Origin of the sequence: Bradyrhizobium sp. AZCC 2230, from assembly GCF_036924495.1 — a bacterium.
In the GTDB taxonomy this organism is placed as follows: Bacteria; Pseudomonadota; Alphaproteobacteria; order Rhizobiales; family Xanthobacteraceae; genus Bradyrhizobium; species Bradyrhizobium rifense.
On the sequence record NZ_JAZHRS010000001.1, the window covers coordinates 5168921 to 5195886 of the forward strand.

The following is a 26966-nucleotide window of genomic DNA, read 5'->3' on the forward strand; positions in this document are numbered from 1 at the left end:
CCGAGCTACGACCAGCGACCCTCAGCCGTTGAACGCAGCCTGCGCCTCCGGCAAGTCCCAGATCTTGCCGATGGCAGCCGTGCCTGCCGCGGTGATCGCCGCCTCGTCGGCGCCGAGATAGCGTCCCTCGTCGACCAGCACGCGACCGTCGACCATGACCTGGTCGATGTTGGCGCGGTTGGCGAGCGCGATCAGCGCGCGGCGCGGATCGAACAGCGGCTGGAGATGCGGATGGGTGAGATCGACCACGGTGAGATCGGCGGTCGCGCCCGGCTCAATGCGGCCGAGGTCCGGCCGCTTGATGACGTCGGCCGCGACCGCCGTGTTCGCCTCGATCAGTTCCGGCGAGTTCGCGACATCGGCGCGTTGCGAGGTGACCTTGGAGATCAGCGAGGCCGCATTGAGCTCGCCAAGCAGATCCATGTTGTAGCCGTCGGTGCCAACCACGGTGCGGACGCCGTGCTCGGCAAAGCGGCTGAACGCCGCCGTCACGCCGGCGCGCGCGAATACGCGCGGGCAATTCAACACGGTCATGCCGCACGCGGCCATCAGCTTGAGATCGTCGTCACTGCTGAACATGCAGTGCGCTGCCATGAGATCGGGTGCGAGCAGGCCAAGCCAGTCCAGATACTCCGCCGGCGTGCGGCCACCATAGCGTTTGCCGATGGTCTCGACCTCGGCGCGGCTCTGCGCCATGTGCGTCGTGATGGGCACGCCGAGCTCACGCGCCCGCGCGGCGCAGGCCTTCAGCAGATCGGGACCGCAGGTGTCGGTGGCGTGCGGGCTCATCGCGAGAGAGATGCGGCCGTCGCCGCGATTGTTCCAGCGCTGGTAGAGCGCGTCCCATGTCGCCATGTCGGCGGTGCCGTCGTCGCCGGAATAGCGCACCACGCCGTCCGGGCCCGCCTTCGCATCGGAGGTGGAGAAGAGATAGGGCGCGCCGTAGAAGCGGATGCCCATCTCCTCGGCGGCATCGAACATCTCGGGGATCGAATTCCTGAACGGCTCCATCACGGTGGTGGCGCCGCCCTTCAGGAGCTGGAGGATGCCGAGCCGCGCGACCGCGAGACGCTCTTCCGCCGACAGGATATCGGCGCCGCGCTTGGTCAGCGGCAGCAGCACCGTGTAGACGATGCTCTGGTTGTTCTTGCGGCCGTTGCCGTCCTCGCTGTGGCTGCGCGCCACCGCTTCGGAGAAGCAGTGATTGTGCAGATTGAGCAGCCCCGGCAGCACGAAGCGGCCCGGGCGGTCGTAGACCTGGTCTGCACTCGGCTTATCGCGCGTGACCGCGGCGATCTTCTTGCCTTCAACGAGAACCCAATGGTCGCGCAACACGTCCTGCGCGCCGTCCTTGCGTGACAGCACATAGCTGCCGAAGATTGCTGTGGTGCTCATGCGGGGCGTACGTTCCAGAAGACGGCGGTGCCGTCGAGAATGCCGGTGATGGCTTTGCGATAGGCGGTTGGCTGCTTGTACAGGCCGATTGGAATATAGGGGATTTCCTCGAAGGCGACGGCCTGGATCTCGCGGCAGATGCGCTGCTGCTCCGCGAGCTCGGATGCCGCCAGCCACTGGCTGCGCAACGGCCCCATCTTCTCGCTCGCATACCAGCCGGCGACCTTGCCTTCGCCGCGAATGTTGGTGTTGCCGGCCGGGTTGAGCCAATCGATGCCCTGCCAGTTGCCGACCGCAGCACTCCAGCCGCCCTGCCCGATCGGCTCCTTCTTGAGCTGACGCTGCAACACGACGGCAAAATCGAGCCCGGCATATTCGACGTTCATGCCGGCCTTGCGCAAGCTATCGACCGCGATCTCGCCGAGCGGCTTCTGCGCCAGCGAATTGGTAGGCACGAGCACCACAATCTTCTCGCCATTGTAGCCAGCGGCCTTCAAATCGGCCTTGACCTTGTCGTAGTTGCGCGGACCGCGGAACACGTCGAGGCCGACGTCACTTGCCATCGGCGTTCCCGGCGCGAAGAAGCCAATCGGCGACACCTGAAACGCTGGCTCCGTGCCGGCAACCGCGGTCATGAACGCGGACTGATCAATAGCACCCAGCAGCGCACGGCGGACGGCCGGATTGTCGAACGGCGGCTGCAGATGATTGAGGCGCAGCATGCAGGCGTAGCCGCGGGGATCGAGGATGCGCGTCTCGATGTCACCGGCGGCCTTGATGATCGGCAGAAGATCATGCGGCGTGGTTTCCTGCCAGTCCTGCTCGCCGGTCTGGAGCGCGGCGACGCCGGTGCCGGCATCGGGCGTGGTGGTCCAGACCACGCGATCGTAGTGAACGATCTTCGGTCCCGCGGTCCAATCCGGCTTGCCGTCGGTGCGCGGCTGATAGCGCTCGAATTTGGCATAGGCGTTGCGGGCACCCTGCACGCGCTCGTCGGCGAGATAGCGGAACGGGCCGCTGCCGATGACTTCGGTCAGCGGCTTGAACGGATCCTGGCTCGCCAGCCGCTCCGGCATCATGAAGCAGGGATTGATCGCGGCCTTGCCGAGCGCCTGCGGCAGCAGCGGGAACGGACGCTTGAGGCGGAAGCGGATGGTACGGTCGTCCGCCGCCGACAATTCGGCAGTCGCCTCCATCAGCTCGCCGCCAAAGCCGTCGCGCGTAGCCCAGCGTCGGATGCTCGCAACACAGTCACGCGCGAGCACAAGGTCGCCGTCGTGCCAGAACAGGCCGTCGCGCAAGCTGAGGTCCCACTGCAGGCCATCACCGGAGATAGCGTGGCCTGACAGCATCTGCGGCGAGACCTGGAGCGCGGAGCTCATGCCATAGAGCGTGTCGTAGACCATGAAGCCATGGTTTCGCGACACCTGCGCGGTTGAATAGATGGGATCGACGAAGGCGAGGTCGATGACAGGAATGAAGCGCAGCGTGCTCTGGGATTCGGCACGGACGATGCCCGGCATCGAAAGCGCCGGCACCGTTGCGGCGGCCTTGAGGAGCGAGCGGCGGGAGATGGGCATTACAAGAGGCTCCTGGAAGACTGCATCATTCGTTCACGTATTCAACAAGACCGCGCCGATCGCGGCAGCCACCGCCTGCTGTGCTGGCTCGACCACGGGCACACCGATCGCGTCCGCAATCGCCGCGCGGTGAGACGCCATGCCGGCACAGCCCATCACCACGACATCGGCGCGACATTGCGCGACGAGCGCGCGGCCGGCGTCGATCAACCGCCCGCGGATGTCCGCGCCCGCCGTCTCCGCCGCGCTCGCACCGACCGACCAGCTTCCCGCATAGCGGCTATCGACACCCATCACCCGCGCCATACGCTGCTGGCGGCGGATGCTCGACGGCGACAGCGCGATGATTCCAAAACGTTCGCCCAGCATCAGCGCGCGAAAGATCCCGCATTCGGCGATGCCCAGAACCGGCCGACCGCCGGCCGCCTCGCGCACCGCGTGCAGGCCGGGATCGCTGAAGCAGGCGAGCACGAACGCATCCGCATCGTCACCCGTGACGCGATTGACCAGCGGCATCACCACGCCATCGGCATCGCGCTGCGAGCTGATGCCGGGCGGCCCCTCGGCGAGGCCGACCACCTCGATCTCAGGCCCGCCGGCGATGCGCAGCGGCGCCACCGCATCATCGATCGCCGCCGTCACCGACGCCGAGGAGTTGGGGTTGATGACGAGGATGCGGCGACGGGTCATGGTAAGGTTCAATGGCATGGCTCAACGGTTGGCCGCCTCGTGGCGCAGGAAGTTTTCAGCGATCTTCTCGCCGGTCGTGATCCAGACGTCCGGGCACGACTTTGCGTAAGCGAGGAACTCGCGCAGCAGGCGCAGCCGCATCGGACGGCCGCTGCATTGCGGATGCAGCACCGTCGTCACCATCGCGCCCCAGTCCCTGGTTTCGTCGAGCTCGTCCTTCCAGATCGAAAGCACGTGCTCCTTCGGGAAGATCGAGCGCGGGCTGAAGCGCGCCGAGAGGCCATGCATCCAGTCGTCATAGCTCGCGGTCACCGGCAACTCGATCGTACCCGGCTTGCCGTCGGCGAGCCGATGGCGATAGGGCCGGACGTCGTCGCGGAACGAGGACGTGTAGACGATGCCGTGGCGCACCAGTGCTGCGCGCAGCTCCTCGGTGAATTCGCCATAGGGCGCACGATAGCCGGTCGGCCTGACGCCGAGCCGGCGCTTCAGCGCCTCAAAGCCGCGCTCCAGCTCGTCCTCGATCCAGGGATCGCCGGGATCGGGCAGCAGATGGTGATAGCCGTGATGGCCGATCTCGTGGCCGGCCTTGAGGATCGACTCCGCCATCGCTGGATGCGCATCAACCGACCAGCCCGTGACGAAGAACGTCGCCTTGAGATCGAGCTGGTCGAGCAGCTCGAGCAATTTCGGCGTGCCGACGCGCGCCTCATAGCCGCCATAGCTCATGGTGATGAGCCGCTGGGCGTGCACGGCGTCCTTGCTGGTCCACGCGCTCTCCGCGTCGACGTCGAAGGACAGGAACATCGCCGACTTGTACGGCTTGGGCCAGGGATAGTCCGGCGCGGGATCTGCGGTGTTGGCTGGGGTGAGCGGGATGCTCTGGAGTGCCTTACTGTCCAGCATTGATGGTTGCCTTTTCGAGTGCGTTGTCTGTCAGTTTCCACTTCGCAAGCAGGGTCTTGTAGCTGCCGTCGGCGATCAATGCGTCGACAGCCTCAAGCATCGCCTGCGCAAGCGCCTTTTCCTTGACCGGCAGCGCGATGCCGGTGAATTGCTGCGAGATGGGCGTACCGACCGGCGCATAGGCACCTGGCTCGAGGTTCATGATGTAGGGCAGCGTCTCGTTGCCCTGCACGGCGGCATCGATGCGGCCCTGCTTGAGCTGGGTGCGGGCGTCGGCCGAGCCGTCGGTGCCGACGAAGACGATCGGAGTGCTGCCGCAGTTCTTCTCGCTCCAGGCCGCGATCTCGCCCGGAAACTTGGTGCGGCGGCTGGCGCCGACCTTCTTGCCGCAGAGCGCGGCCATGTCCTTGAACTCGGCCGCGCGCGACTGCTGCACGAAGAAGTTCGGGCCGCTCTTGAGATAATCGACGAAAGACGCGGTCTCGTGCCTACTCGCGTAATCGGTGAAGCCGGAAAGAATCGCATCGACACGGCCGGTCGAAATCGACGGCATGAACTGGTCGAAGCTCGTCTCCTGCCATTCGATCTTGACGCCAAGCTTGCGGCCGATGGCTTCACCGAGATCGATGTCGAAGCCGGACAGCGCGTTGGTGGCGGGATCGCGGAACTCCATCGGTGGATAATTCGGCACCAGCGCGACCTTGATGCTGCCGCGCTTGACGATGTCAGGCGGCAGCTCGACGGCCCAAGCCTGAGTACTTAGAGCCGACACGGTCATGGCACCGAACAGCGCCGCCGCAACCAAAACTCTCTTCATCAATACGCCCCCAATTTCCAATAGTGGTCAGATCACTGCCGAGAGAAATGCCTGGGTGCGCTCCTCGCGCGGCGCGCCCAGAACGTCCGAGGCGCGGCCCTGCTCGACGATCGCGCCCTGGTCCATGTAGACGACGCGGTCGGCGACCTCGCGGGCGAAGCCGAGCTCGTGCGTCACCACCATCATGGTCATACCGCTTTTCGCCAGCTCCTTCATGACCGCGAGCACCTCGCCGACGAGCTCCGGATCGAGCGCGCTGGTCGGCTCGTCGAACAGCATCAGCATCGGCTTCATCGCAAGTGCCCGCGCAATCGCCACGCGCTGCTGCTGGCCGCCGGAGAGCTGCGCGGGATACGAATCGGCCTTGGCGGACAACCCGACGCGGCGGAGCAGCTCGATGGCGTCGGCGCGGACTTCATCGGATTTGCGGCCCTGCACCTGGAGCGGGCCTTCGATGATGTTTTCGAGCGCCGTTTTGTGCGGAAACAGGTTGAAGCGCTGGAACACCATGCCGGTCTTCAGCCGCTGCCGCCCGATCTCGCGCTCGGAGAGGCGATGGAGCCGCCCGCCCTGCTCGCGCACGCCCAGGAGCTCACCGTCGAGCCAGATGCCGCCGCTGTCGATGATTGCGAGCTGGTTGATGCAACGGAGCAGCGTAGTCTTGCCCGAGCCGGAGGCGCCGATCAGACACATCACCTCGCCGGGCCAGACGTCGAGCGAGACGTTTTTGAGAGCCTGGAACTCTCCAAAACTCTTGCTGACAGAGCGAATCGCGACGAGGGGCTTTGTCATCGCGCAAATCGCAATGTGCCGCGTGCAAAACGGCGCTCGAGCAGCATCTGCAGCGGCGTCAGGATCGAGACGACGAGCAGGTACCAGAGCCCGGCGACGATCAAGAGCTCGATCACGCGGGAATTGGCGTAGTAGATGTTCTCGGCGTTGTGCAGCACTTCCGGATATTGGATCACGCTCGCAAGCGAGGTCGCCTTCACCATGCCGATGAACTCGTTGCCGAGCGGCGGGATCACGACCCGCATGGCCTGCGGCAAAATGATCCGGCGCAGCGCACGCAGCCGTCCCATGCCGATCGCCTGCGCCGCTTCATATTGTCCGATATCGACCGACAGCATGCCGGCGCGCATGACTTCGGACGTGTAGGCGCCCTGGTTGATGCCGAGCCCGAGCAGCGCCGCCAGGAACGGCGTCATCACGTCGACAGCACGCGCGCTCCAGAGGCCGGGAATGCCGATGGTCGGAAACACCAGTGCGAGGTTGAACCAGAGCAGCAATTGCAGGATCAGCGGCGTGCCGCGGAACAGCCAGGTGTAGCCGGCCGCCACCGTCTTCAGCACCGGGTTGGGCGACAGCCGCATGATCGCGACGACCACACCAAGAAAGATGCCGAGCGCCATCGCCAGCACCGCCATCACCATGGTGTTGACGATGCCCTCGAGGATCACCTTTGCGGTGATGAAGCGGCTGACATAGGACCATTCGATCTGGCCATTGGCAAACGCCCGCGCGATCGCCGCCAGCACCAGGACGATCAGTGCTGCGCTGAGCCAGCGAAACCAGTGCGGCTCGCGCGCGATCCGCATTCCCGACAGATCGGGAAGACCCTCCGCGAGTGCCGGCGCCGGTTTCATTGCGGCGCCGCGTTCAGCATGGGTTCGGTCACGGCATTCGCGCCCAGGCCCCATTTGTCGAGAACCGCCTTGTAGGAACCATCGGCGATCATCGCGGTGAGCTTCTCCGTCACGACTTCACGGAGCGCGGCATCGTCCTTGCGGAACATGATGCCCTGATAGCCCTTGGCGAAGGACTCGCCGACGACGCGGTATTTGCCCGGCTCCTGCGTCTGCGCATAGGGCAGCGTCTCGCTGCCCTGCACGGCGGCGTCGATGCGGCCCTGCTTGAGTTGATTGCGGACGTCGATCGAGTTCTCGCCCGGCACATATTGGATCGCCGGCTTGCCGGCCGCCTCGCAATTCTGCTTGCTCCACTTCTCGATCTCGACCGGGAAGCTCGTGCTGCGGGTGGTGCCGACCTTCTTGCCGCAGAGATCGGTCGCGGCCTTCGCGTCGCTCTCCGCCATCACGAAAAACTGCGGGCCGGTCGTGAGGTAATCGACGAAATCGGCGCTCTCGCGCCGCGAGGCACGATCGGAGATGCCGGAGATAATGAAATCGGCGCGCTTGGTCTGGAGCGAGGGGATCAGCTCGGCGAACGGCGTCTCGCTCCAGACGATCTTGAGGCCGCCGAGCCGCTTGGCGAGCTCGTTCGCGAGATCGATGTCGAGACCGACCAGCTCGTTGCTGGCGGGATCGCGGTATTCCATCGGCGCGTAGGTCGAGTTGACCGTGAGTTTTAGCGCGCCCGCCTGCTTGATCTCCGCCGGAAGCTCCGCCGCTTGCGCAGACGTCACGGCAGCCAGCGCTGCGAAAGCGAGAAGATGCGAGAGGCGCGTCATGTCAGCTCCTTTGCCAACTGTTTGCTTTGCCGATCTTTTCCTTTGACGATCCTTGCCAGCACCGTGCCAGATCGTCAGTCCGCGTCGAGCACGGCCGGCTCGATGACGCCGGCGCGCTCGGCGATCACCCTGTATTGCTCAGGCCGCCGGTGAGCGGCGAAATTGAACATCTTGTCCTTGCCCTGGCGGCAGAGGTCGAGATCGATATCGGCGACGATCACCTCGTCGGTCAGGGTCGCGGCCTGCGCGACGATGCGGCCGTTGGGATCGACGATGCAGGAGCCGCCTATCAGGCCCGAGCCGTCCTCGTCGCCGGCCTTGGCGACCGAGATCGCCCAGGTCGCGTTCATATAGGCGTTGGCCTGCGTCACCAGCGTCGAGTGGAAGGTGCGCAAGGAGGCATCCTCCGTGACGCCGCCATTGGGATCATAGGCGGCCGAATTGTAGCCGATGCAGACGAGCTCGACGCCTTGCAGGCCGAGCACGCGCCAGGATTCCGGCCAGCGGCGGTCGTTGCAGATCATCATGCCCATGATCGCATGCGCCCAGGCCGAGCCGGCGCGAAACGCGGGAAAGCCGAGGTCGCCATATTCGAAGTAGCGCTTTTCGAGCTGCTGATAGCGCGCGCCGACACGCGGCTCGACCGAGCCCGGCAGATGCACCTTGCGATAACGGCCGAGAATCTCGCCGTCACGATCGACCAGGATGGCGCAATTGTAGCGGCGGCCGTCGGCGGTCTGCTCGGCATAGCCGACATAGAAGCCGACGCGCAGTGCACGCGCGCGATCGAACAGCTTGGCTACGGCCGGGTTCGGCATGCCGCGCTCGAAATACTGGTCGAGCGCTTCGCCCTTCAACAGCCAACGCGGAAAGAAGGTGGTGAAGGCGAGCTCGGGAAACACGACCAGGCTGGCGCCGCGGCTCGCCGCTTCCTCCAGCATGTCGAGCATCCGCTTCAACGTATGCTCGCGCGTATCGGCTTTTTGAGTCGGCCCCATCTGGGCGGCGGCAGCGCGAAGGACACGAACCAAGATTGCCTCCAATCTGTGCGCAATGCTGCCTCAATGGGCGAATGAACCCTTTGATCCAGCATGCAAATCCGCGACCATTAGGCGCAAGCGGGGCTGCAAAAGCAATTCATCGTGCTATGATGTTTTGGCCCTGAGTATAATCGGCAGTGATATGAACCTGCGCCAGCTCGAGATCCTGCGTGCCGTCATCCGCCACCGCACCACGGTGGCGGCGGCCGACGAGCTGGCACTGTCGCAGCCCGCGGTCAGCAACGCGCTGAAGACGATGGAAGCACAGGCGGGCTTTGCGCTGTTCGAGCGCGTCAACAACCGGCTGTTCCCGACCGCGGAGGCGATGGCGCTCTACAAAGAGAGCGAAGCGATTTTTGCGCTGCACGCCAAGCTCGAGAACCGCGTCCGCGATCTGCGCGAAAACCGTTCCGGTCACCTCGCCATCGTGGCAACGCCACCGCTCGCCTACAGCATCATTCCCTCCGCGCTATCAGGCTTCCTGCGCCGTCGTCCCGAGACACGCGTGTTCTTCGATGTCCGGCGCTATGAGGGCATCATCGAGGGCGTGCTCAGCCGCGTCGCCGAGCTCGGCTTCGCGCTCGGGCTGACGCATCATCCCGGCATCGCGCATGAGGTGGTACACACCGGCGAGATGGTCTGCGTGCTGCCGCCGCAGCATCCGCTTGCCGACAGGCCGGTGATCTCGGCCTCCGATCTGTCCGGCCTGCCCTTCATCGGGCTCGAACGCGGCACCCGGCTTGGCGAGGCCGTGCGCGACAGCTTTGCCCGGGCCGGCGCGCCGTTCCAGCCGACGGTCGAGGTGCGCTATTGCAATACGGCCTGCGTGCTCGCCGCCGCCGGCGTCGGTGCTGCCGTGGTCGACCCCTTCTCGCCGCGCCAGAACGGCGGCCACGGTCTGGTCGTGCGGCCGTTCACGCCGACGACCCGTGCGGTCGCCTACATGCTATGGTCGGAGGCGGAACCGCTGTCGCGTCTGGCCAAGGCGTTTCTCGGCGAGATCCGCAAGGAGAGTGCGCTGCTGGAACGTACAGCGCCACACCAGCAACATGGGGCAGGAAGCGACTGAGCTTCGCAATCTTTGACCTGAGGGGCACATGGCACGCATCACCATCATCGAGACCGGGCAGGTTCCGCAAAAATATCGCGAGCAGCACGGCTCGTTTCCCGACATGTTTGAGCGCATGGTCCGGACCGAGGACCCGACAGCCACGGTCGACGTCGTCAGCATCCCGAATGGCGATGCGCTGCCAGATCCGAGCAAGCTCGAGGCCGTGCTGATCACCGGTGCTGCCGCCGGCGTCTTTGACGGGCTCGACTGGATCGCCCCGCTGGAAGATTTCGTGCGCTCCGCCTACGCCAACAAGACGCCGATGGTCGGCGTCTGCTTTGGCCATCAGCTGATTGCGCAGGCGCTCGGCGGCACCGTGCGCAAGTCGGACAAGGGCTGGGGCATCGGCCGGCACGTCTATCAGGTGCTCCCGGAGAACGGCGTCGTCGAGGGCGAGGCGGTTGCGATCGCCGCCTCACATCAGGATCAGGTCATTGAGCCGCCGAACGATGCGCTCACGATCCTCTCGTCCGAATTCACCCCGCATGCCGGCCTGCTCTACGCCAACGGCACAACGCTGACGGTGCAACCGCACCCCGAGTTCGACGTGGGGTTCGCGCAAGTGTGCTGCGAGCTGCGCAACGGCAAGGCGCCGGATGAGGTTGTTGCCACGGCAAGGGATTCACTGGCGCAGCCGCTGGACAACGCGAAGCTCGGCGGAGCGATCACGAGGTTCTTGGCGAGGCGCTGATTTCACCTCGCCCCGCTTGCGGCTGTTCGATTCACACATCGCGCAGGCCCAAGGTGGCGCCAAATTTGATGCTCTGGAAGGCTTCGAGCCCGAGGCGCATGGTTTTTGGCCCCGGCTTGCCGTAGTAGCCGTCCCATCCGCCTAGTCGGGCAATGACCCAGGCGGCGAAGGCCAGCGAACCTTTTGGGTACGCGTTCTTTTGCCGTTCGGTCTTGCCTTCCAGTTTTGCCGAGACGGCCTCGATGATGGGTTGATCGGCAGGATCGAAGACCTCGAGCAGGGTCTGGCCGGTGGTGCCATCGCGCGACTTGACCAATTGCATCACCGCTACGGCTGCGACGGCGACAGCAGCGGCGAAGCGGATCATGACCTCGGGATCGCTGATGTCGGCGGCCTCGATATCGAAGCCTCCAGTCTTCAGCGTGTGGAAGTATTCCTCGATGATCCAGCGCATCCGATAGAGTTCAACGACGCGCCGCGCTTCAGCGATGTTGGTGACCGGATGGGTCGTCAACAGCCGCCAGTGGATCGGCTTGCCGCCCTCCGGCGTCGATGTCTCGCGGATATCGACCATGGTCAGCTTGACCGTTTCGGGCAGATCGGCAGCGCCATGCAGGGGCCTGCGCAGGGTCACAGACGAGAAGCGGACGACCAGTTCGCTGCTGCGCGCCTTGCGTCCCGGAGCCGCGGGAATGTTGACGTTGAGCCGGCCGTCCTCAGGCAAACTATCGATACGAGAGAACAGCAAATCAATCTGCTGCTCTTCCTCGCCCGTATCGATCCGCCGGTTCTGGCATGCCCGCACGATCAGATGCGCCTGTGACGGACGGTACGCGAAGTGCTCGTAGATGTCGCTTTCCCGATCCGAGACCACCGTGATGCTCGCAGCCTCCGTCAACCCCCTCGCGGCGCGCCTCGTGCTATCGAGCCAGCGTTGCGATTCCTTCTCTTGCGTGGTTCGCGACCGTCGATGCTTGGCCTTGCCGCCCGTCCGGTTCCACACCTTGGCATCGACGAGACCAATCACGCCACCATTGCCGGCATCGGCCGCCAGAGCCGCATGCAGCAATAGGCCCCGCAGCGCTCCGCCTTTTCCGATCGGCCCATAGCCATTGGCTTTCGCACGTCGCCCACCCAGCGAAAGCTCACTCGTATCCTGCGCCACGACGACGTCGCGGCCCCGTGCACGCTCCGCCGTGCGTTCCGCCGCCTGCGCGGCTATCTCTTCCGCCGTCACCGCCTCGTTGCGCAGAAAGCGCGTGAACTGGATCTCACGTGCGCGGTCGCGTTGCGCGAGCTGGCGGATGCACGAGCCGGGCCGCGCAACAAGTGCCGCATGCAAACGAGCCCCCCTTTTTCCAGCCGCAGATCGCCAAATCGACCCAGCCCATAATTCATCCCACGCATCGCTCGCTCCCGCGAATCATCTCTCAACTCACGGAATCAGCGATCAAATTCCTCCGCAAGATGTGTGAATTCAACAGCCGCTTGCGGGGAGAGGTCGGATTGCATCGAAGATGCTATCCGGGTGAGGGGGACTCTCCACGAGTCCAACTGCTACCGAATTTTGCCGAGACGGCCCCTCACCCCAACCCTCTCCCCGTAAGAACGGGGAGAGGGAGAGGAGGCAATTCAGAACGGATCCGCCCCCAGCCCCGGCACATCCGCCGGCCGCGGCCCGGGCGCCGGCCAACGAAAGCGGCGATCCTTCTCCGCAATCATGATGTCGTTGATCGAGGCCTCGCGTCGCCGCATCAGGCCGTGCTCGTCGAACTCCCACTGCTCATTGCCGTAGGAGCGATACCACTGGCCACTCGCGTCGTGCCATTCGTACTGGAAGCGCACCGCGATGCGGTTTTCGTCGAAGGCCCAGAGATCCTTGATCAGGCGGTACTCCCGCTCCTTCTCCCATTTGCGGGTGAGGAACGCGACGATCGCCTCGCGGCCCTGAAACACTTCCGAGCGATTGCGCCAGCGGCTGTCCTCGGTATAGGCGAGCGAGACGCGCACGGGATCGCGCGAATTCCAGGCGTCCTCGGCCATGCGCGCCTTCTGCGCGGCGGTCTCTCGGGTGAAGGGCGGAAGCGGCGGGCGCGACATGATGGCCTCATCGGTTGGTTTGGGGCACAATCTATCGCTGCAGTTGGCGGAGTCGATAGGGCGTTACCTATCGGCCGATCACTTATCGACCGATCACTTATCGGGCGATCAGGAAATCAAATCGGCCTTCATCAGCGCGCGGATCGATTTCGGGATCGGTTGCGCCCGACCGCCGCTGATGAAGGCGACGCGCACCTCGGCCTTGACGAGCACGTCCTCACCGCGCCGCACCTCCTGCGCCAGCATGATGGAGGCGCCCTTGACCGCAACCGGCCAGGTCACGATGTCGAGCACGTCATCCATCCGCGCGGGCTTGTGAAAATCCAGATGCATTGAGCGCACGACGAAGGCAAAGCCGGCGCCCTCGGTTTCGGGCTGATCGAACAGCGCCTGCTGCTCCGCACCCATCAGCCGCAGATGATTGGTGCGGCCGCGCTCCATGTAGCGCAGATAATTGGCGTGATAGACGATGCCTGAAAACACTGGTTTGACGATGTCGCAACAGAAGCCTAGCGGGTTGCTTTCATTGGGTCGCTGGACGGCTAAGGCGTGAATCTATGCCCTTCCATCGCAAGCCGCAGCGCCTTCGGGATGCGCTGCGCTTTTCCACCTGAGATAAACGCCACGCGTACCCGCGCCGTGACTAGGAGATCGTCTGCGCGCCTGCATTCCTGCAGCAAGGTAACTGACGCGCCTCTCACCTCTTGCGGGAGCGTAACCACGTCAAGCACGTCGTCCAAGACCGCCGGCTTTAGAAAATCGATTGTCATCGAACGTACAACGAAGGCGAAGCCGGGCGCCTCGCTCCTCACTTCTTGGAGCAGCGCGTGCTGATTGGTCCCGAGAAGACGTAAGTAATTCGTTCTGCCGCGTTCCATGAAGCGCAAAAAATTCGCGTGATAAACAATTTGGCCGGAGTCCGTATCTTCAAAATAGACGCGGACCTGCATCTGATGGCGCCCATCGCGAATTTCACCGTCGAGAGAGGCTGTCAAAATGCGATTCCCGTCATTGCGGTTCCAAGAACCAATTGTCTTGCACAGAGGGGCTTTTCTGGGCAAGTGCCAAAAGCCTTAGGCTTGATTCCTGCAGTCGGCAATTCCAGCGCGCTTTCCGTGTGAAGCTGCGTGAGCCCATCGGCAGCATCGTCGTCGCGCCGCGTGTCAAGGCAGACGACCCGATCCGCTTCGAGGTTCGCGTGCGCCCTGCCACACTGATCGCGGTCCGACCCGGGCAGAGTATCGGTGGCAGCGTTGGTGCCCAGGGAGGGAATCATACGGAACCACCGACACGACGAACCGCTGTTTGTCCTTAGCATGGTGGCTTGAGCGCTTGGCATGGTGGCTCGGCTGCACCGCCATCGCGGAAGCGCTGTTTTCCCTTTGGAGGCCAGCCTAACTCGCGAGGCCGAAGCGCTTCACGCCCTGTCCTTCGTCCGTGAACTTGTCCTCGGCAGGCCGGTCATGGACGAACACTACGTCCGCATCGCCGCGGCGCCCAATATCGAGCGCTTGGCCGGTGCCAACGGCGACGACCTTCACGGCGATGCCACGCCATTCCTGAGCGGATGATTTCAGAACAACCGGACAGTAAACAAGCTTCTCGTTCGCGAAGAACGGCGTCTACAACCATCGAAACAGTTTCTGTAGGCCGTTCAGTGAACAAAGTTGCCTGCCATTCCATCGCAACATCGTCGCGCAATATCTCCCCTCGCGAACGATGATGCTCTCTTCCACGGGCCTTCTGGCTCCTTAGATTTTCCGCGCGAACGATCGACGGCAACTGCTGCAGGCACTGGGTCGTCAAATTCGACCATCCGCCCTGTGGCGGGACCTAGCCAAAGCCATCCGCGCTGCTCGAAACAACGAGAGCAATTGCTGCGACAAGGGTCCTTAGAATCATGGCTCCGATCCCCAAAAAGCCAAGTCGCCCCGCCCCTCGTCCTTAGCGATGAGATGCTCATTGCGGTCGTCTTGAAACCACGAAGGTTATGTTATAACGTTGCAAGCGCAATCGAAGTCAAGTTGATATATCGGGATGCTTTCGGTCGAGCGTCGGCGGATCAATCGGAATTTCGCGATACGGCTGAAACAAAGCACGACTGGAAAAAGAATATCTTCCATTGTTTACTCATCTTTGGACAGGCACATCGTTCACCTGTTCTGGATAGCGATGCTCGCGCCGTCGTGCGACGCAGCTCAAGTGATGTGAGGCGGTGCGCAGTTTGCGGCCTACCCACTTAACGTTGTGGTGTATCTTCACGCGGCGATGCTGCGCCTGTCTTGCACTGCTTGCCTTGACGCTGCAATTCGGGATGTCATTCGGGCATATCCATGCCCGAGACATCGCCGGCCAGGGGATCTACCGCTCGACAGCAGATGTTGCCCGGGGATGGCACGGTCCCGTGAAGCAACAATCTGCGGCACGTCTTCCGGCGAAACTGGCGGACGATGACGAGGACTGTCCGATCTGCTTCTCGGGCTTTCTACTCGCGACTTCCTTCATCCCGGATGCGACGCAGGCGTCGCCATCACTTGACCTAACGGACGCCGGACACCCGTTCGCACTCACCTTCGATGGCGTCCTGAAAACTCACCGCGCGCCGTTTCAATCGCGCGCACCACCGCTCGGCTGACGCCAATTCGCGGACGCTGCAGGCGCCTCTGGCCGCGCCAAGCTTTGGGCGCGGTATTCCCCCTTACGTAACGAGAGCCTGTGGCCGAGCCGCATTGATCCGCATGAGGTTCGGGGCGGAAGCAATGCAATCGGCTCGCGTCTCGAGATGCTGCAGCGCCGGGCCTTGCCCGCAATCGACGGGGAATGCTCAAGAAGCTGGTTCGCCGCTCATCATGTGCGGCGTTCACATCGAACCTCCAGTCGGTGGACAGGCCAATGATAAAACACCCATGTTCCTGCATCTGCGCAGTGCTCTTGCTCTTTCTATCCTTCGATCGCGCGGAGGCTCATCCCCATGTCTGGGTCACCTTCCACAGCGAAATTCTTTACGCAGCCGACGGCAGCATGACAGGCGTCCGCCACGCCTGGACTTTCGATGACATGTTTTCCGCCTACGCGCTCCAGGGTACCCCCCATGCGAAGAAGGGGCAATACACGCGGGAAGAGCTGGCCTCGCTCGCCCAGGTCAACATGGATTCGCTGAAGGAGTATGGCTATTTCACCTTCGCGCGCGCGGACGGCAAGAAGCTCAAGTTTTCGGAACCCGTCGACTATTGGCTCGAATACAAGAACGCCACCCTCACCCTGCATTTCAGCCTGCCGTTGAAGGCGGCTGCCACCGCGAAGGCGATGCAGATCGAGGTCTACGATCCCACGATCTTCGTTGATTTCGAATTTGCCAAGGACAAGCCGGTCTCCTTGAGCGGCGCGCCGCAATGCCTGCTGAGCTATGATTTGCCACACCAGCCTACAGCGGCAGAACAGTTGCGGCTCAGTCAGCTCGATAGTGACCCGCTCGACGCATCCAGCTCCTATGGAGAGACCTTCGCCAACAAGATCCTGGTGAAGTGCCCATGACCAGATCGCGCGGTGTTATCTTGACCGTGCTGGTGGCGGTCCTCGTCGCCTGTGCAATTGACGTCGTATCGGCGCAGGCCGCGCCGTTTGGAGCCCCTCATCCTGTCGGTGCCATGTCGGCATCGGGCCTCACCGGCTGGATCTTTGCACAGCAAGCGGCCTTCTATCGTTCGCTGTCGGGCTTCATCCGGGCGAGCAAGGAGGACGGCGCCGCGATGTGGGGCCTCTTCGGCGTCTCGTTTCTCTACGGCGTCTTTCATGCCGTCGGCCCAGGACACGGCAAGACCGTGATCTCCTCCTACCTCGTGGCCAACGAAGAGACTTGGCATCGCGGCGTTGTCCTGTCATTTGCGTCCGCGGGCATGCAATCCGTCGTTGCCATTGTGGTGGTGGCCATCGCCGCGGTTCTTCTCGGCGCGACAGCGAAGGCGATCGGGCTGACCGTTCATCTCGTCGAGATCGTTAGCTATGGTCTGGTCATCCTGATCGGCCTACGGCTTTTGTATGTCAAGGGCCGCAGCTTTCTCCTCGGCTGCCGTGAACTGACATGGACCCAGGCGCCCGTCCTCACCCTCGCGTCAGGGCACAGCGGCAACACGTTTCCGCTTCACACGCCGCGCCTTGGCGCGATGACCATGCGTGGCGGACAATGCATGGTCGATGGATGCGCCGGTCACGAGCACAGCTTTCACTGCCACGACGACCAACACGAGTCGGCCTGGGGTCATGCCCACGGGCCAGAGCCCGCTGAGCTCGCCGGCGCGGGCGGCTGGCGCCGAGGCCTCTCGGCGGTGGTCGCGGTTGGAATGCGGCCATGCTCCGGCGCGATCATCGTCCTCATCTTCGCGCTGGCCCAGGACCTGTTCTGGACTGGTGTCGGCGCCACCTTGATCATGGGGCTTGGCACAGCGGTGACGGTTGCAGCGATCGCAACGCTCGCAATGAGCGCGCGACAGCTCGCAAGCCGCGTCGCTAAGGCCCAGGCCGGATTCGGCTTGCTCACGATGAGAGCTATCGAGGTCGGCGCCGCGGCGCTCATCGTTGCGTTTGGCACACTGTTGTTGGCAGGTTATATGGCGAGCGAACAACTCTGGATGTTCACGGGATAGAGGTGATGGGCAATCAGTTGCTGAAGATCCTGCTTTCCTCGATTGTCCTACTCATCATGTCTGGCCCCGCTTCGGCACAGGACAAAGGCAGCGTCGACCCCGAACCGCTCCCACCATTGGCCAATCCCAACGATCCGCACCTTGGCGCAAAAGAACTCTTTGCGCGCAAAATCCTGCCTGCTTCGCTGGCCGTGCATTCCATCGGGTTTTATGCAAAAGGTTGTCTCGCAGGTGCTCAAGCATTGCCCATCAATGGAAAGACCTGGCAGGTGATGCGGCTGTCCCGCAACCGCAATTGGGCGCATCCTGACATGATCAAGCTGCTCGAGCGCCTTTCTGACAAGGTGCACGAGGTCGCGGGTTGGCCCGGATTGCTTGTTGGCGACCTGTCGCAGCCGCGGGGTGGCCCCATGCTGACTGGACACGCCAGCCATCAGGTGGGGCTCGATGCTGATATCTGGCTCGCGCCGATGCCGGATCGAGAATTGTCGCGCGTCGAGCGCGAAGAAATGTCAGCGACAATGATGGTGCGGCCCGACCGCCTCGATGTCGATCCAAAGGTCTGGATGCCAAGTCATCTGCTCGTCATTCGAGCGGCGGCACAGGAGCCACAGGTCGAGCGGATCTTCGTCAACGCAGCGATCAAAAAGGCACTTTGTCGTGAAGCCAAGGGAGACCGAACCTGGTTTTCCAAGGTCCGCCCTATGTATGGGCATGATTATCACTTCCACATCCGCATTAAATGTCCTGCGGCCGATAGAGAATGCGAATTGCAACCTCCGCCCTCGGCGGATGAGGGATGCAGTGCAAAGGATTTTGCCTATTGGTTCAGCGAGCCCGTTCTCCACCCAAGGCTTCCCACCACACCGCCAAAGCCTAGGCCGCCGATAACGCTTGCCGACCTTCCTGCCGCCTGCCGCAAGATACTGATTGCTCCGTGACCTTTGCGAGAGCGCCTGCGTACACGCGCAAGAAAGAGTGAGCCTCATGTAGGGGCAAGAGTTGGCCAACGACCGCGGTGAGTTCATCTTCTGAGCTGAAGTTCTAAATCGATCAGGACGGCAAGCATGTTCGTTTCATTCTTCCCCCGACCAAAGTTGTTCTTTTCGTCGTCAATTCTTTGGACGGCGTTGGCGATGGCGGTTTGGTATGGGTTTGCCAGCAATATCTTTCAAGCCCCGGAAAAGCCGGTTGGGCTTGCGACGTTCTGGTCGGCGCCGGCACTGTGGTTCGATCTCTATTTTGCGCTGGCTGTTGTGGTCTTCGCGGCTGCATGGATGTTATTCGCCCCGCATCCCTGGGCGACGTGGTCCATTCTTGGCTCCGCGCTGATCCTGTTCACCTCTTACTTTCAGGTTCAGGTCTCAGTCGCGATCAACAGCTGGTATGGACCGTTTTACGACCTGGTCCAGGCCGCGCTTTCGAAGTCAGCGCCGGTCACGGTCGAGCAGTTCTACAGCGAATTGTGGACCTTTGCCGGCATCGCGCTCGTGGCCGTCGTGGTCGGCGTGATGACGCGATTCTTCGTCAGCCACTACATTTTCCGCTGGCGGACCGCGATGAACGATTTCTATGTCGCCAACTGGCCACGGCTGCGCACGATCGAAGGCGCCTCCCAGCGGGTCCAGGAAGACACCATGCGCTTTGCCAGCACCATGGAAGGTCTAGGGGTCAATCTCATTAGCGCAGTGCTGACACTCTTGGCCTTCCTGCCGGTTCTGGTGCGGCTGTCCAGCAACGTCACGGAGCTGCCTCTGCTCGGCTCGATTCCCTATCCGCTGGTGTTCGCTGCAGTCATCTGGTCGATACTGGGCACCGGCGTTCTCGCGCTTATCGGCATCCGCTTGCCCGGAATCGAATTTCTCAACCAGCGGGTCGAAGCGGCCTATCGCAAGGAGCTCGTGCTCGGCGAGGATGACCCGGCGCGCGCCATTCCGCCGACATTAGGCGTGCTATTTAGTGACATTCGCAGGAATTACTTCCGGCTCTATCTGAACTTCATGTACTTCAATGTCGGCCGGATCGTCTATTTGCAGACTGACGTCATCTTTCCTTACGTCCTGCTCGCGCCCACGATCATCGCGGGCAAGATCACCCTCGGCGCGATGAACCAGATCCTCAACGCGTTCACACAAGTGCGAACCTCGTTTCAGTATCTCGTCAACTCGTGGAGCACGATCGTCGAACTGATCTCGATCTATCAGCGGCTGCGCGGTTTTGAGGCAAAGATCCACGGTGACCCACTGCCGTCGATCGAGGCACAAAAGGAGCCAGCCTCATGATCGGAGTTGACGGAACCGAAGCTTTGCATTGCGCCAAACCATATTGTGCTTTCCAATAATGTAATGTTATAACATTACATACGACTAGCGAGGTCTCCAATGGCGGTCCGTCACGCGGCCGGGCTGTCCAAAGTTCGAAAAGGATCCAACACCGTCAAGAAAGCGGCCTGCGCACGGGCCTGGCGCTCATTCTGGCAAGGATGACGCTACGCGCGCCCGCTGCGAACGGCGATGGCCAACTGATCATCTTTCCTGCCCCCTAAACATAAGGAATCGTCCATGCCGGAAGCCCTCACACAGATTCCTGTCACGGTTCTGACCGGCTATCTCGGCTCCGGGAAAACCACACTGCTCAACCGCATTCTCACCGAGACACACGGCAAGCGGTTTGCTGTGATCGTCAATGAATTCGGCGAGGACGGTATCGACAACGATCTCATCGTCGACGCGGACGAAGAGATCTTTGAGATGAATAACGGCTGCATCTGCTGCACGGTCCGCGGCGATCTTATTCGTATCATCGAAGGCCTGATGCGGCGAAGCCGCGCCTTCGACGGCATCGTGGTCGAGACCACGGGGCTCGCAGATCCCGCACCGGTGGCGCAGACTTTCTTTGTCGACGAGGACGTTCGCCGCAAGACCAAGCTTGATGCCATCGTCACCGTTACCGACGCCAAACATCTTCTCGAACAGATCGATCGGGCCCCGGAAGCCCAAGAGCAACTCGCGTTTGCCGACGTCGTCCTCGTCAACAAGGCCGATCTGGTCGATGAGAATGGCCTAGCGACAGTCGAACGCCGAATCCGCAAGATCAATCCCTATGCGACCATTCACCGGACGGAGCGCTGCGGCCTCGACCTCGTCAAGGTACTGGGGCGAGATGCTTTCAATCTCGATCGTATCCTCGAAGTCGAGCCGGGATTCCTCACCAAGGAGCATGCTCACGAGCACGACGACGAGATTGCCAGCCTATCACTGGTGGCCGACGATCCAATGGATCCCGCCAGGTTCGTCTCGTGGATTCAGGACACCACCCAACGTTACGGCACGGACATCCTGCGCATGAAGGGCATTATCGCAATGGCTGATGATGACCGCCGATTTGTCGTGCAGGGCGTCCACATGCTGATCGAGGGCGGCAGTCAGCGCGCATGGAAGAAGAACGAGGCGCCCCAATCCCGGCTTGTCTTCATCGGCCGGGATCTACCAGTGGACCTGCTGAAGCAAGGATTTGAGGCCTGCCGCGCCTAACCAGGGAATTGCCGAGTCCGAGGCTTCCGCCATGACGTGGGTGGTCAGGAAAACCCGAGGCGGAGCACCCCGGAGTATCGCTGGCGGTAGGGCGGACGGCACAGGGCTCAAAGCAATGAAGTAAGTGGGCGTCTCTCGGTCTGCGTCTACGCATCTACAAACTAGGTTGGAACGCCCATGGGCCACATTGTTCGACTTATTCCAAAATCTGAGCTTGAGCGGATTCGTTTAATTCGAGAGGCTCGCGCGATATACGACAGTATATTTCCGCCGACTGATGCGGTCGAAGAGCCGCCAGATGATTGCTTCAGCCAAGGGACACAACCGGGCAGAAAGGGCCTGTTTCCTCGAAAAGAAACGGTCGGATGACAGAAACGACATCGTCCGGAAATTCCTCATGTAGGGACAATTTGCCCTTGGGCAATCGTTCGATTTGAATGTTTGGCAGAGCTGCCATGGACTCGATTTCGGCGCGCGAGCGCGGCGACGTCTCATCGCCGCTTTGCGCGCCACAACCGGACGTTCCCACAAGGACGCGATTGACTCGGAACGGCCATCAACGGTCTTGATCAAGTTGATGCGCCGCACATACCATCGGACAATTCATTGACCCTGGCGGTCATCGGCATTCCGGATGGTCTCTGCGCTGCGAACGCATCTGATAAACCTTCCACCGGGAGACGGGTGCTCGCATGGGGACTTTTCACAAGCGACATTCAGCAATCGGTGCCGGAGTCGCCTTGCTTTCATTTTGCAATCAACCAATCGCGCTCGCTCGCGGCAGTCAGATTGTCCGCGACGATCCTTTGAATTCGGAGCGAATCGAACGTCTGCCGCCAGAGGTTCGGAATGCGGTCATCCGCATGTGTGAAGATCATCCACCACGCGCCGGTCACTATTTTGCAACCTACTTCGACAATTCGCGCTTGATCAGGCTTCACTTCGAACTTCTGCAATGTGACGGGCGCGCAACATTTTGCAGGAGCGATAGTTGCCTCCGCCAGGAGTACGGTTTGACCGGAGGCCACTATCGGCTCATGAAAAGCTACTACGGCCGCAGCATCAACTGACCCATGCCGAAGTGTCATCTCGGCCTACGAGCGAGCGGCAATCCATTAAACCGGAGGAAGCCAGGGCCGTGTGGTTCAATCACCGTAGTGGACGCCCTCTCAGGCTAACTGCACGAGCCCATGATCATCGCAATGATCACCATGAGGATGATGCAGCCGCCCGTCTACAAGATAGTCGACATGGTCACCATGCGGCACCGCTTCATGTCCGCAGTTTGGACCGTGCGCGTGCGAGCACTGGACTTGAGGCGTGCATTGAACGGGATTTGTGGCGTCGACCGCGATGGCGTGCTCATCCACGAGATCCTCGTGCATGTGATGCAGACGGCCATCATGAAGGTAGAGGACCAGCACCCCAAGCGCACACAAATCAAATTGAAATAGGTAATGTTATAGCGTTGCGGAACCCTCGAACCGTTTGCGCGCGCTGGGCGACGGTCGAGTTGTCCTCGCCACGCCAATCAATCATCAGGCCGCCGGGGGTGCCTAGGGAAACCTTCGGCCGGGACATTTCCAGCCGCTCGGTAAGATGACAATTGCACGATATTAAGCGACGCAGCCCGGGGTCGGGTTCGGAATGACGTCACATTGGTCGCCAACGCGACGACGGCGTTCGGCTCGGACCGGATGAAAGCGGCTGCGACGAACGCCCCGATGTTCGCACGCGCCACCGAAGCATTGATGTCACGACTTCCCACTGTGAACGGCTATACGCGCCCCTCCCCGAGGCCGTCTACTTATTCCCTTATCAGTCACGCGATGCTGTTTGCGTATGAACGGCCGCTTTGCGCGGCCGTTCGATAAGCGCTCATTCCGCGAATTGGGACTTGGCATAGGCTTGGCATAGATTGGTCTCGTCAATATCGGGCTTGCGAACGAGATCAAACCCTCTCGGAGACATCCGCCGCGGGAGACGCGGCCACCCGGCCGAGCCTCATGGTTCTCCGGGCGATCCGAAGCATCGTCCGGAGACGGCGCGGGCCGCCTCCGCACCAAGAGGAGAGACACCACCCGCGCCGCCATGCCCAAGAGCCATACCCAAGAGCCATGCCGCGGGGAACTGTCAGCCATTACCGCAGAGCCGTCATGGCGCGCGCGTTGCCCCTCGACTCCGTCCGGATTGTCATGTGGAATATTGCAGCAAAGATGCACATGGCGGGGTGATCGCATGGCGGAAGTTTCTGTTCTGGCCGCGCCGAGTGCGCATCTGGCGGACAACTCCCACAAGGCGATCGGGGCCGCAGCGATCGGCAACCTGCTCGAGTGGTACGATTTCGGCGTCTATGCTTATCTCGCCGGGCTGATCGCCACAAAGTTCTTCCCGAACAGCGATCCGACCGCCTCGCTGCTCGCTGCCTTCGCGGCCTATGGCGTCGGCTTCCTGGCGCGGCCGCTCGGCGGCATCGTGATCGGCCGTCTCGGCGACACCAAAGGCCGCAAGACGGCGTTGGTGCTCACCATCTTCCTGATGGCGTTCGGCACGGTCGCCATCGGCCTGTTGCCATCCTATGAGGCGATCGGCGTCTGGGCGCCGATCCTGCTGGTTGCGCTTCGCATCGTGCAGGGGTTCGCGGCCGGCGGCGAATGGGGTACCTCGACCGCCTTCATGGTCGAATGGGCGCCGCAAAACCGCCGCGGCTTGTTCGGCAGTTTCCAGCAGGTCTCGACCGCCGGCGGCTCGCTGCTCGGCTCGGCCGTTGCCGCCATCATGACCTCGTCGCTGAGTCAGGCGGCGATGCTCGACTGGGGCTGGCGCGTGCCGTTCCTGCTCGGCGTACTCTTGTTCTTCGTCGGTGCCTATCTGCGCCGGAACGTCGACGAGACGCCGAATTACGAAGCCAGCCGCCAGGCTGCCGTCGATCAGCCGGTTGTCGCCGGGCTTCCGCTCGGGGCGCTCGCCTTCGGCTTCACTATCTTCTGGACCATCGCCTATTACACGCTGCTCGCCTGGATGCCGAGCTTCACCCAGCGCTTTGCCGGGCTCACGCCCTCCCAGGCGCTGTGGTCGAACACGATCGGCCTGATCGCCATGGTGATCGCGGTTCCGGTCTGGGGCGCGCTGTCGGATAGGGTCGGCCGCAAGCCGCTCCTGATGGCGAGCGCGATCAGCATCGGACTGCTCTCCTATCCGCTGTTCTCGCTGATGACCAACGGCACCGGGCTCGCTCTGGTGATGCCGCTCCAGATCCTGTTCGGTATTTTGCTTGCGCTCTATTCGGGCGCGGGACCCGCGGCGATCTCGGAGATCTTTCCGACGCATCTTCGCTCCACCTGGATGACGAGCGGCTATGCGCTCGCAGTCGCCATCTTCGGCGGGTTCGCGCCATTCATCGCGACCTGGCTCATCCAGGTCACGGGATCGCCGGTGTCGCCGACCTATCTCTATCTGTTGCCTTCGGCGGTGATTTCGCTGGCCGTGATCTGGCGCCTGAAGGAAACCGCTGGGACAAAACTGAGCTGAGTGAACGAACGAGCGCAATCCATGCTCATCCGGTTCGACGGACGCACCTCGATCGTGGCGGGAGCCGCGCGCGGCATCGGCCAGACCATCGCGCGATCGCTGGCCAATGACGGCGCGCGCGTCGTCGCCTGCGACCTGCTGGTCGATGACCTCGCCCCCATCGCAGGCCGCGTCGATGGCGGCGGCGAGATCATCGCTGCCAAGGTCGACGTCACCGATGAGGCCTCCATTGCCGAGGTCGTGCGCACAGCCGGCGGCGCCGATATCCTTGTCTATGTCGCGGGCGGCGTGCGCGGCCAAGGGCCCCGGCCGCTGGAAGAGGTGAGTGCGGACGATTTCGACGCCATCGTCGATGCCAACCTCAAGGGCGCGTTCCTCTTCATCAAGGCTGTCGCGCCCGGGATGAAGACAAGAGGCACAGGGCGCATCGTAACTATTTCGAGCCGCGCCGGCCTTGCCACGAGCCTCACCGGCATCCAGAGCTATGCCGCCGCCAAGCACGGACAGATCGGTCTGGTCAAACAGCTTGCCCAGGAACTTGGGCCGTTCGGCATCACCGTGAATACGGTTGCGCCCGGCTTCATGGCGACGAGCCCTGATTACGAGCGGCAGTGGAACAACTGGCCAACCGCGTTCCGCGACAATTTCGTCAACACGATTGCAATGCGGCGCATGGGGGCGCCGCAGGACGTCGCCAATGCGGTGACGTTTCTGGCCTCCGACTATGCCTCGTGGATCACGGGGCAGACGATACCCGTCACCGGCGGCCCGCTGTAACATATCATTCGGGAGGACCAACATGAACGAGACATCAAAACTCGAACCCTGGCAATGGCCGGAAAAACACTGGCGCGGGCTGGTCAACCAGGTCCGCGCCGGCAAGACCTATCGGCCCAAGACCTGGAAGGGTGGTGCGCGATGCGCGTTTGCGCTGTCGTTCGATGCCGATCATGAGACCAATGAGCTGCGCGACGGCGGCAAGTCGATCGGGCGCATGGCGTGGGGACAGTATGGCAATCGTGTCGGCGTCCCGAACATCCTGAAGTTGCTTGCGAAACACTCAGTGCCGGCGACCTTCTATGTGCCGGCCGTGTGCGCGCTGCTCTATCCGGACGAGCAGCGCCGCATCATCGCCGAAGGGCACGAGATCGGCATCCATTCCTGGATCCACGAGCTGAACTCGGTGCTGCCCTATGAGGCCGAAAAAGACCTGATGACGCGCGCGGCCGACGTGCTGGAGAAGACGACCAAGGTGCGGCCGGTCGGCGCGCGCACTGCGTCCTGGGATTTCTCGCCGCACACGCTGCGGATCACCAAGGAGGCCGGCCTGCTCTACGATTCCTCGCTGATGGCCGACGTCGATTGCTACGAGCTACTGTTGGATGGCGAGCCAACCGGCATCATCGAATTTCCGGTGGAATGGATCCGCGACGATGCGGTCTATTTCATGATGCACCGGTTCCAGGGCCTGCGTCCCTATACGCCGCCGTCGGATGTGTTCGATGTGTTCCGGCGCGAGTTCGAAGCGGCCTATGAGGAAGGCGGTATCTTTCAGCTCACCTGCCATCCGCACATGATCGGCTACCGCTCGCGGCTGTGGATCATCGAGGAGCTCATTCGCCTGGCCAAGACGAAGGGCGACGTCTGGTGCGCAACCCATGCCGACGTGGTCCGCTACGCGCGCGACCACGCCGCCTGAGGCCGGACCCATGACAAAGACGGCCCTCGTCACCGGCGGCGCGCGCGGCATCGGCCGCGCCTGTGCGCTGGCGCTTGCCGATTCCGGCTTCGACGTCGCCCTCGTCGATCTCCAGGAGAAGGAGATGGCAGCAACCGCGCGCGATATCGAGGCGCGGGGCAAGCGCACGCTGACCTTTCAGGCCGATGTGAGCGATTTTGCCCGCGCCCACGCGATCGTCGAACAGATCAACACGAAATGGGGACATCTCGACGTGCTCCTGAACAATGCGGGCGCGCCGAACCCAAAGTCGATTCTTGAAATCACTGAGGCGGAATTCGACCGCACGATCGCAATCAACCTGAAGAGCTGCTTCAACTTCATTCATGCGGCCGCGCCGATCATGCTGAAGCAGGACGCCGGCGGGCGGATCATCTCGATTTCATCGATCAACGCGCTGTCGGGCGGCGTGACCAGCGCCGTCAGCAAGCATGCCTATGCGGCAGCCAAGGCCGGAATCCTGGGCCTCACGCGGTCGCTTGCCAAGGAGCTCGGACCCAAAGTGTCGGTGAATGCGATCTGTCCGGGCATTATCGCCACCGACCTCTTGCGCGGTCTGCTCGGTCATCGGAAGGCAGAATTAACCGCAGGCATTGCCATGGGACGGGTCGGCACGCCTGAGGACGTCGCCAGCATCGTGCGCTATCTGGCCGTCGAGGCGCATATGTTCATGACCGGCCAGGATTTCGTGGTCGATGGATTTCAATGGAGCTGCTGAGCA

The 26966-nt window shown here is 62.5% G+C and carries 28 protein-coding genes and 1 pseudogene; 14 read left to right on the top strand and 15 right to left on the bottom strand.

What is annotated here, in order from left to right; all coding sequences use genetic code 11:
- Nucleotides 1-21 precede the first annotated feature (21 nt).
- From V1280_RS24830 to V1280_RS24870, 9 genes are all read right to left on the bottom strand, one after another.
- The gene (locus V1280_RS24830) at nt 22-1395 is read right to left on the bottom strand and encodes an amidohydrolase family protein (protein ID WP_334530145.1); all 1374 of its coding nucleotides are present in this window, start codon (nt 1393-1395) and stop codon (nt 22-24) included.
- Nucleotides 1392-2975 (bottom strand): ABC transporter substrate-binding protein, encoded by a 1584-nt coding sequence (locus V1280_RS24835; RefSeq protein ID WP_334530148.1) that lies wholly within the window; start codon nt 2973-2975, stop codon nt 1392-1394. The genes V1280_RS24830 and V1280_RS24835 overlap by 4 nt, the downstream gene beginning before the upstream one ends.
- Before the next feature lie 33 nt (nt 2976-3008).
- Nucleotides 3009-3665 (bottom strand): aspartate/glutamate racemase family protein, encoded by a 657-nt coding sequence (locus V1280_RS24840; protein WP_334530151.1) that lies wholly within the window; start codon nt 3663-3665, stop codon nt 3009-3011.
- A gap of 21 nt (nt 3666-3686) precedes the next feature.
- Complete coding sequence (locus V1280_RS24845) at nt 3687-4571, bottom strand: polysaccharide deacetylase family protein (protein ID WP_334530154.1); 885 nt, start codon at nt 4569-4571, stop codon at nt 3687-3689.
- Nucleotides 4558-5388, bottom strand: coding sequence for an ABC transporter substrate-binding protein (locus V1280_RS24850; RefSeq protein ID WP_334530156.1), 831 nt, complete (start codon nt 5386-5388; stop codon nt 4558-4560). Before V1280_RS24850 ends, V1280_RS24845 begins: the two co-directional genes overlap by 14 nt.
- A 27-nt stretch (nt 5389-5415) precedes the next feature.
- The gene (locus V1280_RS24855) at nt 5416-6180 is read right to left on the bottom strand and encodes an amino acid ABC transporter ATP-binding protein (protein ID WP_334530159.1); all 765 of its coding nucleotides are present in this window, start codon (nt 6178-6180) and stop codon (nt 5416-5418) included.
- Nucleotides 6177-7034, bottom strand: a complete 858-nt coding sequence (locus tag V1280_RS24860) for an amino acid ABC transporter permease (protein WP_334530162.1) — start codon at nt 7032-7034, stop codon at nt 6177-6179. Before V1280_RS24860 ends, V1280_RS24855 begins: the two co-directional genes overlap by 4 nt.
- Nucleotides 7031-7858 (bottom strand): ABC transporter substrate-binding protein, encoded by an 828-nt coding sequence (locus tag V1280_RS24865; RefSeq protein ID WP_334530165.1) that lies wholly within the window; start codon nt 7856-7858, stop codon nt 7031-7033. Before V1280_RS24865 ends, V1280_RS24860 begins: the two co-directional genes overlap by 4 nt.
- Nucleotides 7859-7932: 74 nt before the next feature.
- Nucleotides 7933-8889, bottom strand: coding sequence for an N-carbamoyl-D-amino-acid hydrolase (locus tag V1280_RS24870; RefSeq protein WP_334530168.1), 957 nt, complete (start codon nt 8887-8889; stop codon nt 7933-7935).
- Nucleotides 8890-9040: 151 nt separating this feature from the next.
- Between V1280_RS24870 and V1280_RS24875 the strand changes: the two genes are divergently transcribed.
- Both V1280_RS24875 and V1280_RS24880 read left to right on the top strand, forming a co-directional pair.
- Nucleotides 9041-9967, top strand: a complete 927-nt coding sequence (locus tag V1280_RS24875) for a LysR family transcriptional regulator (RefSeq protein ID WP_334530171.1) — start codon at nt 9041-9043, stop codon at nt 9965-9967.
- A 28-nt stretch (nt 9968-9995) separates the two neighbouring features.
- Nucleotides 9996-10700 (top strand): type 1 glutamine amidotransferase, encoded by a 705-nt coding sequence (locus tag V1280_RS24880; RefSeq protein ID WP_334530174.1) that lies wholly within the window; start codon nt 9996-9998, stop codon nt 10698-10700.
- A gap of 31 nt (nt 10701-10731) precedes the next feature.
- On the opposite strand, the gene V1280_RS24885 is transcribed toward V1280_RS24880, so the two are convergent.
- The 5 genes and pseudogenes from V1280_RS24885 to V1280_RS24905 form a co-directional block, all read right to left on the bottom strand.
- Complete coding sequence (locus V1280_RS24885) at nt 10732-12042, bottom strand: IS4 family transposase (protein ID WP_334530177.1); 1311 nt, start codon at nt 12040-12042, stop codon at nt 10732-10734.
- 290 nt (nt 12043-12332) lie between these two features.
- Nucleotides 12333-12800: a nuclear transport factor 2 family protein gene (locus V1280_RS24890; RefSeq protein ID WP_334530179.1), complete on the bottom strand. Its 468-nt coding sequence runs from the start codon at nt 12798-12800 to the stop codon at nt 12333-12335.
- A 108-nt stretch (nt 12801-12908) separates the two neighbouring features.
- Nucleotides 12909-13355, bottom strand: a complete 447-nt coding sequence (locus V1280_RS24895; protein ID WP_334538407.1) for a YbgC/FadM family acyl-CoA thioesterase — start codon at nt 13353-13355, stop codon at nt 12909-12911.
- Nucleotides 13343-13795, bottom strand: a complete 453-nt coding sequence (gene ybgC / locus V1280_RS24900) for a tol-pal system-associated acyl-CoA thioesterase (protein WP_334530182.1) — start codon at nt 13793-13795, stop codon at nt 13343-13345. The genes V1280_RS24895 and ybgC overlap by 13 nt, the downstream gene beginning before the upstream one ends.
- Nucleotides 13796-14209: 414 nt before the next feature.
- Nucleotides 14210-14350, bottom strand: a pseudogene (locus V1280_RS24905) (substrate-binding domain-containing protein); the annotation flags it as partial.
- Nucleotides 14351-15015: 665 nt separating this feature from the next.
- Here V1280_RS24905 and V1280_RS24910 point away from each other — a divergent pair.
- The 7 genes from V1280_RS24910 to V1280_RS24940 all read left to right on the top strand — a co-directional run bounded on the left by V1280_RS24910 (nt 15016) and on the right by V1280_RS24940 (nt 21345).
- On the top strand, nt 15016-15435 hold the full coding sequence (locus V1280_RS24910) for a DUF2946 family protein (RefSeq protein WP_334530185.1): 420 nt from the start codon (nt 15016-15018) through the stop codon (nt 15433-15435).
- Between the two features lie 257 nt (nt 15436-15692).
- Nucleotides 15693-16334, top strand: a complete 642-nt coding sequence (locus tag V1280_RS24915) for a DUF1007 family protein (protein WP_334530188.1) — start codon at nt 15693-15695, stop codon at nt 16332-16334.
- Entirely contained in the window at nt 16331-17443 is a 1113-nt protein-coding gene (locus tag V1280_RS24920; protein WP_334530191.1) for a nickel/cobalt transporter, read from the top strand. The genes V1280_RS24915 and V1280_RS24920 overlap by 4 nt, the downstream gene beginning before the upstream one ends.
- 5 nt (nt 17444-17448) lie before the next feature.
- Entirely contained in the window at nt 17449-18384 is a 936-nt protein-coding gene (mepA, locus tag V1280_RS24925) for a penicillin-insensitive murein endopeptidase (protein ID WP_334530194.1), read from the top strand.
- Between the two features lie 126 nt (nt 18385-18510).
- Nucleotides 18511-19725, top strand: coding sequence for a peptide antibiotic transporter SbmA (gene sbmA, locus V1280_RS24930; protein ID WP_334530197.1), 1215 nt, complete (start codon nt 18511-18513; stop codon nt 19723-19725).
- Nucleotides 19726-20004: 279 nt separating this feature from the next.
- Entirely contained in the window at nt 20005-20976 is a 972-nt protein-coding gene (locus V1280_RS24935) for a CobW family GTP-binding protein (protein WP_334530200.1), read from the top strand.
- 177 nt (nt 20977-21153) lie between these two features.
- On the top strand, nt 21154-21345 hold the full coding sequence (locus tag V1280_RS24940; RefSeq protein WP_334530203.1) for a hypothetical protein: 192 nt from the start codon (nt 21154-21156) through the stop codon (nt 21343-21345).
- Nucleotides 21346-21722: 377 nt separating this feature from the next.
- Here the strand turns inward: V1280_RS24940 and V1280_RS24945 are convergent, their stop codons facing one another.
- Nucleotides 21723-22004: a hypothetical protein gene (locus tag V1280_RS24945; protein WP_334530206.1), complete on the bottom strand. Its 282-nt coding sequence runs from the start codon at nt 22002-22004 to the stop codon at nt 21723-21725.
- Between the two features lie 162 nt (nt 22005-22166).
- Here V1280_RS24945 and V1280_RS24950 point away from each other — a divergent pair, with 162 nt between their 5' ends.
- The 5 genes from V1280_RS24950 to V1280_RS24970 all read left to right on the top strand — a co-directional run bounded on the left by V1280_RS24950 (nt 22167) and on the right by V1280_RS24970 (nt 26963).
- Complete coding sequence (locus V1280_RS24950) at nt 22167-22430, top strand: hypothetical protein (protein WP_334530209.1); 264 nt, start codon at nt 22167-22169, stop codon at nt 22428-22430.
- A gap of 784 nt (nt 22431-23214) precedes the next feature.
- On the top strand, nt 23215-24507 hold the full coding sequence (locus V1280_RS24955; protein WP_334530212.1) for an MFS transporter: 1293 nt from the start codon (nt 23215-23217) through the stop codon (nt 24505-24507).
- A 21-nt stretch (nt 24508-24528) separates the two neighbouring features.
- On the top strand, nt 24529-25284 hold the full coding sequence (locus V1280_RS24960; RefSeq protein ID WP_334530214.1) for an SDR family NAD(P)-dependent oxidoreductase: 756 nt from the start codon (nt 24529-24531) through the stop codon (nt 25282-25284).
- A gap of 22 nt (nt 25285-25306) precedes the next feature.
- Entirely contained in the window at nt 25307-26206 is a 900-nt protein-coding gene (locus V1280_RS24965; RefSeq protein WP_334530217.1) for a polysaccharide deacetylase family protein, read from the top strand.
- Between the two features lie 10 nt (nt 26207-26216).
- A complete protein-coding gene (locus V1280_RS24970; protein ID WP_334530220.1) occupies nt 26217-26963 on the top strand; it encodes an SDR family NAD(P)-dependent oxidoreductase in 747 nt (248 codons plus the stop codon).
- The last annotated feature ends 3 nt before the right edge of the window (nt 26964-26966 follow it).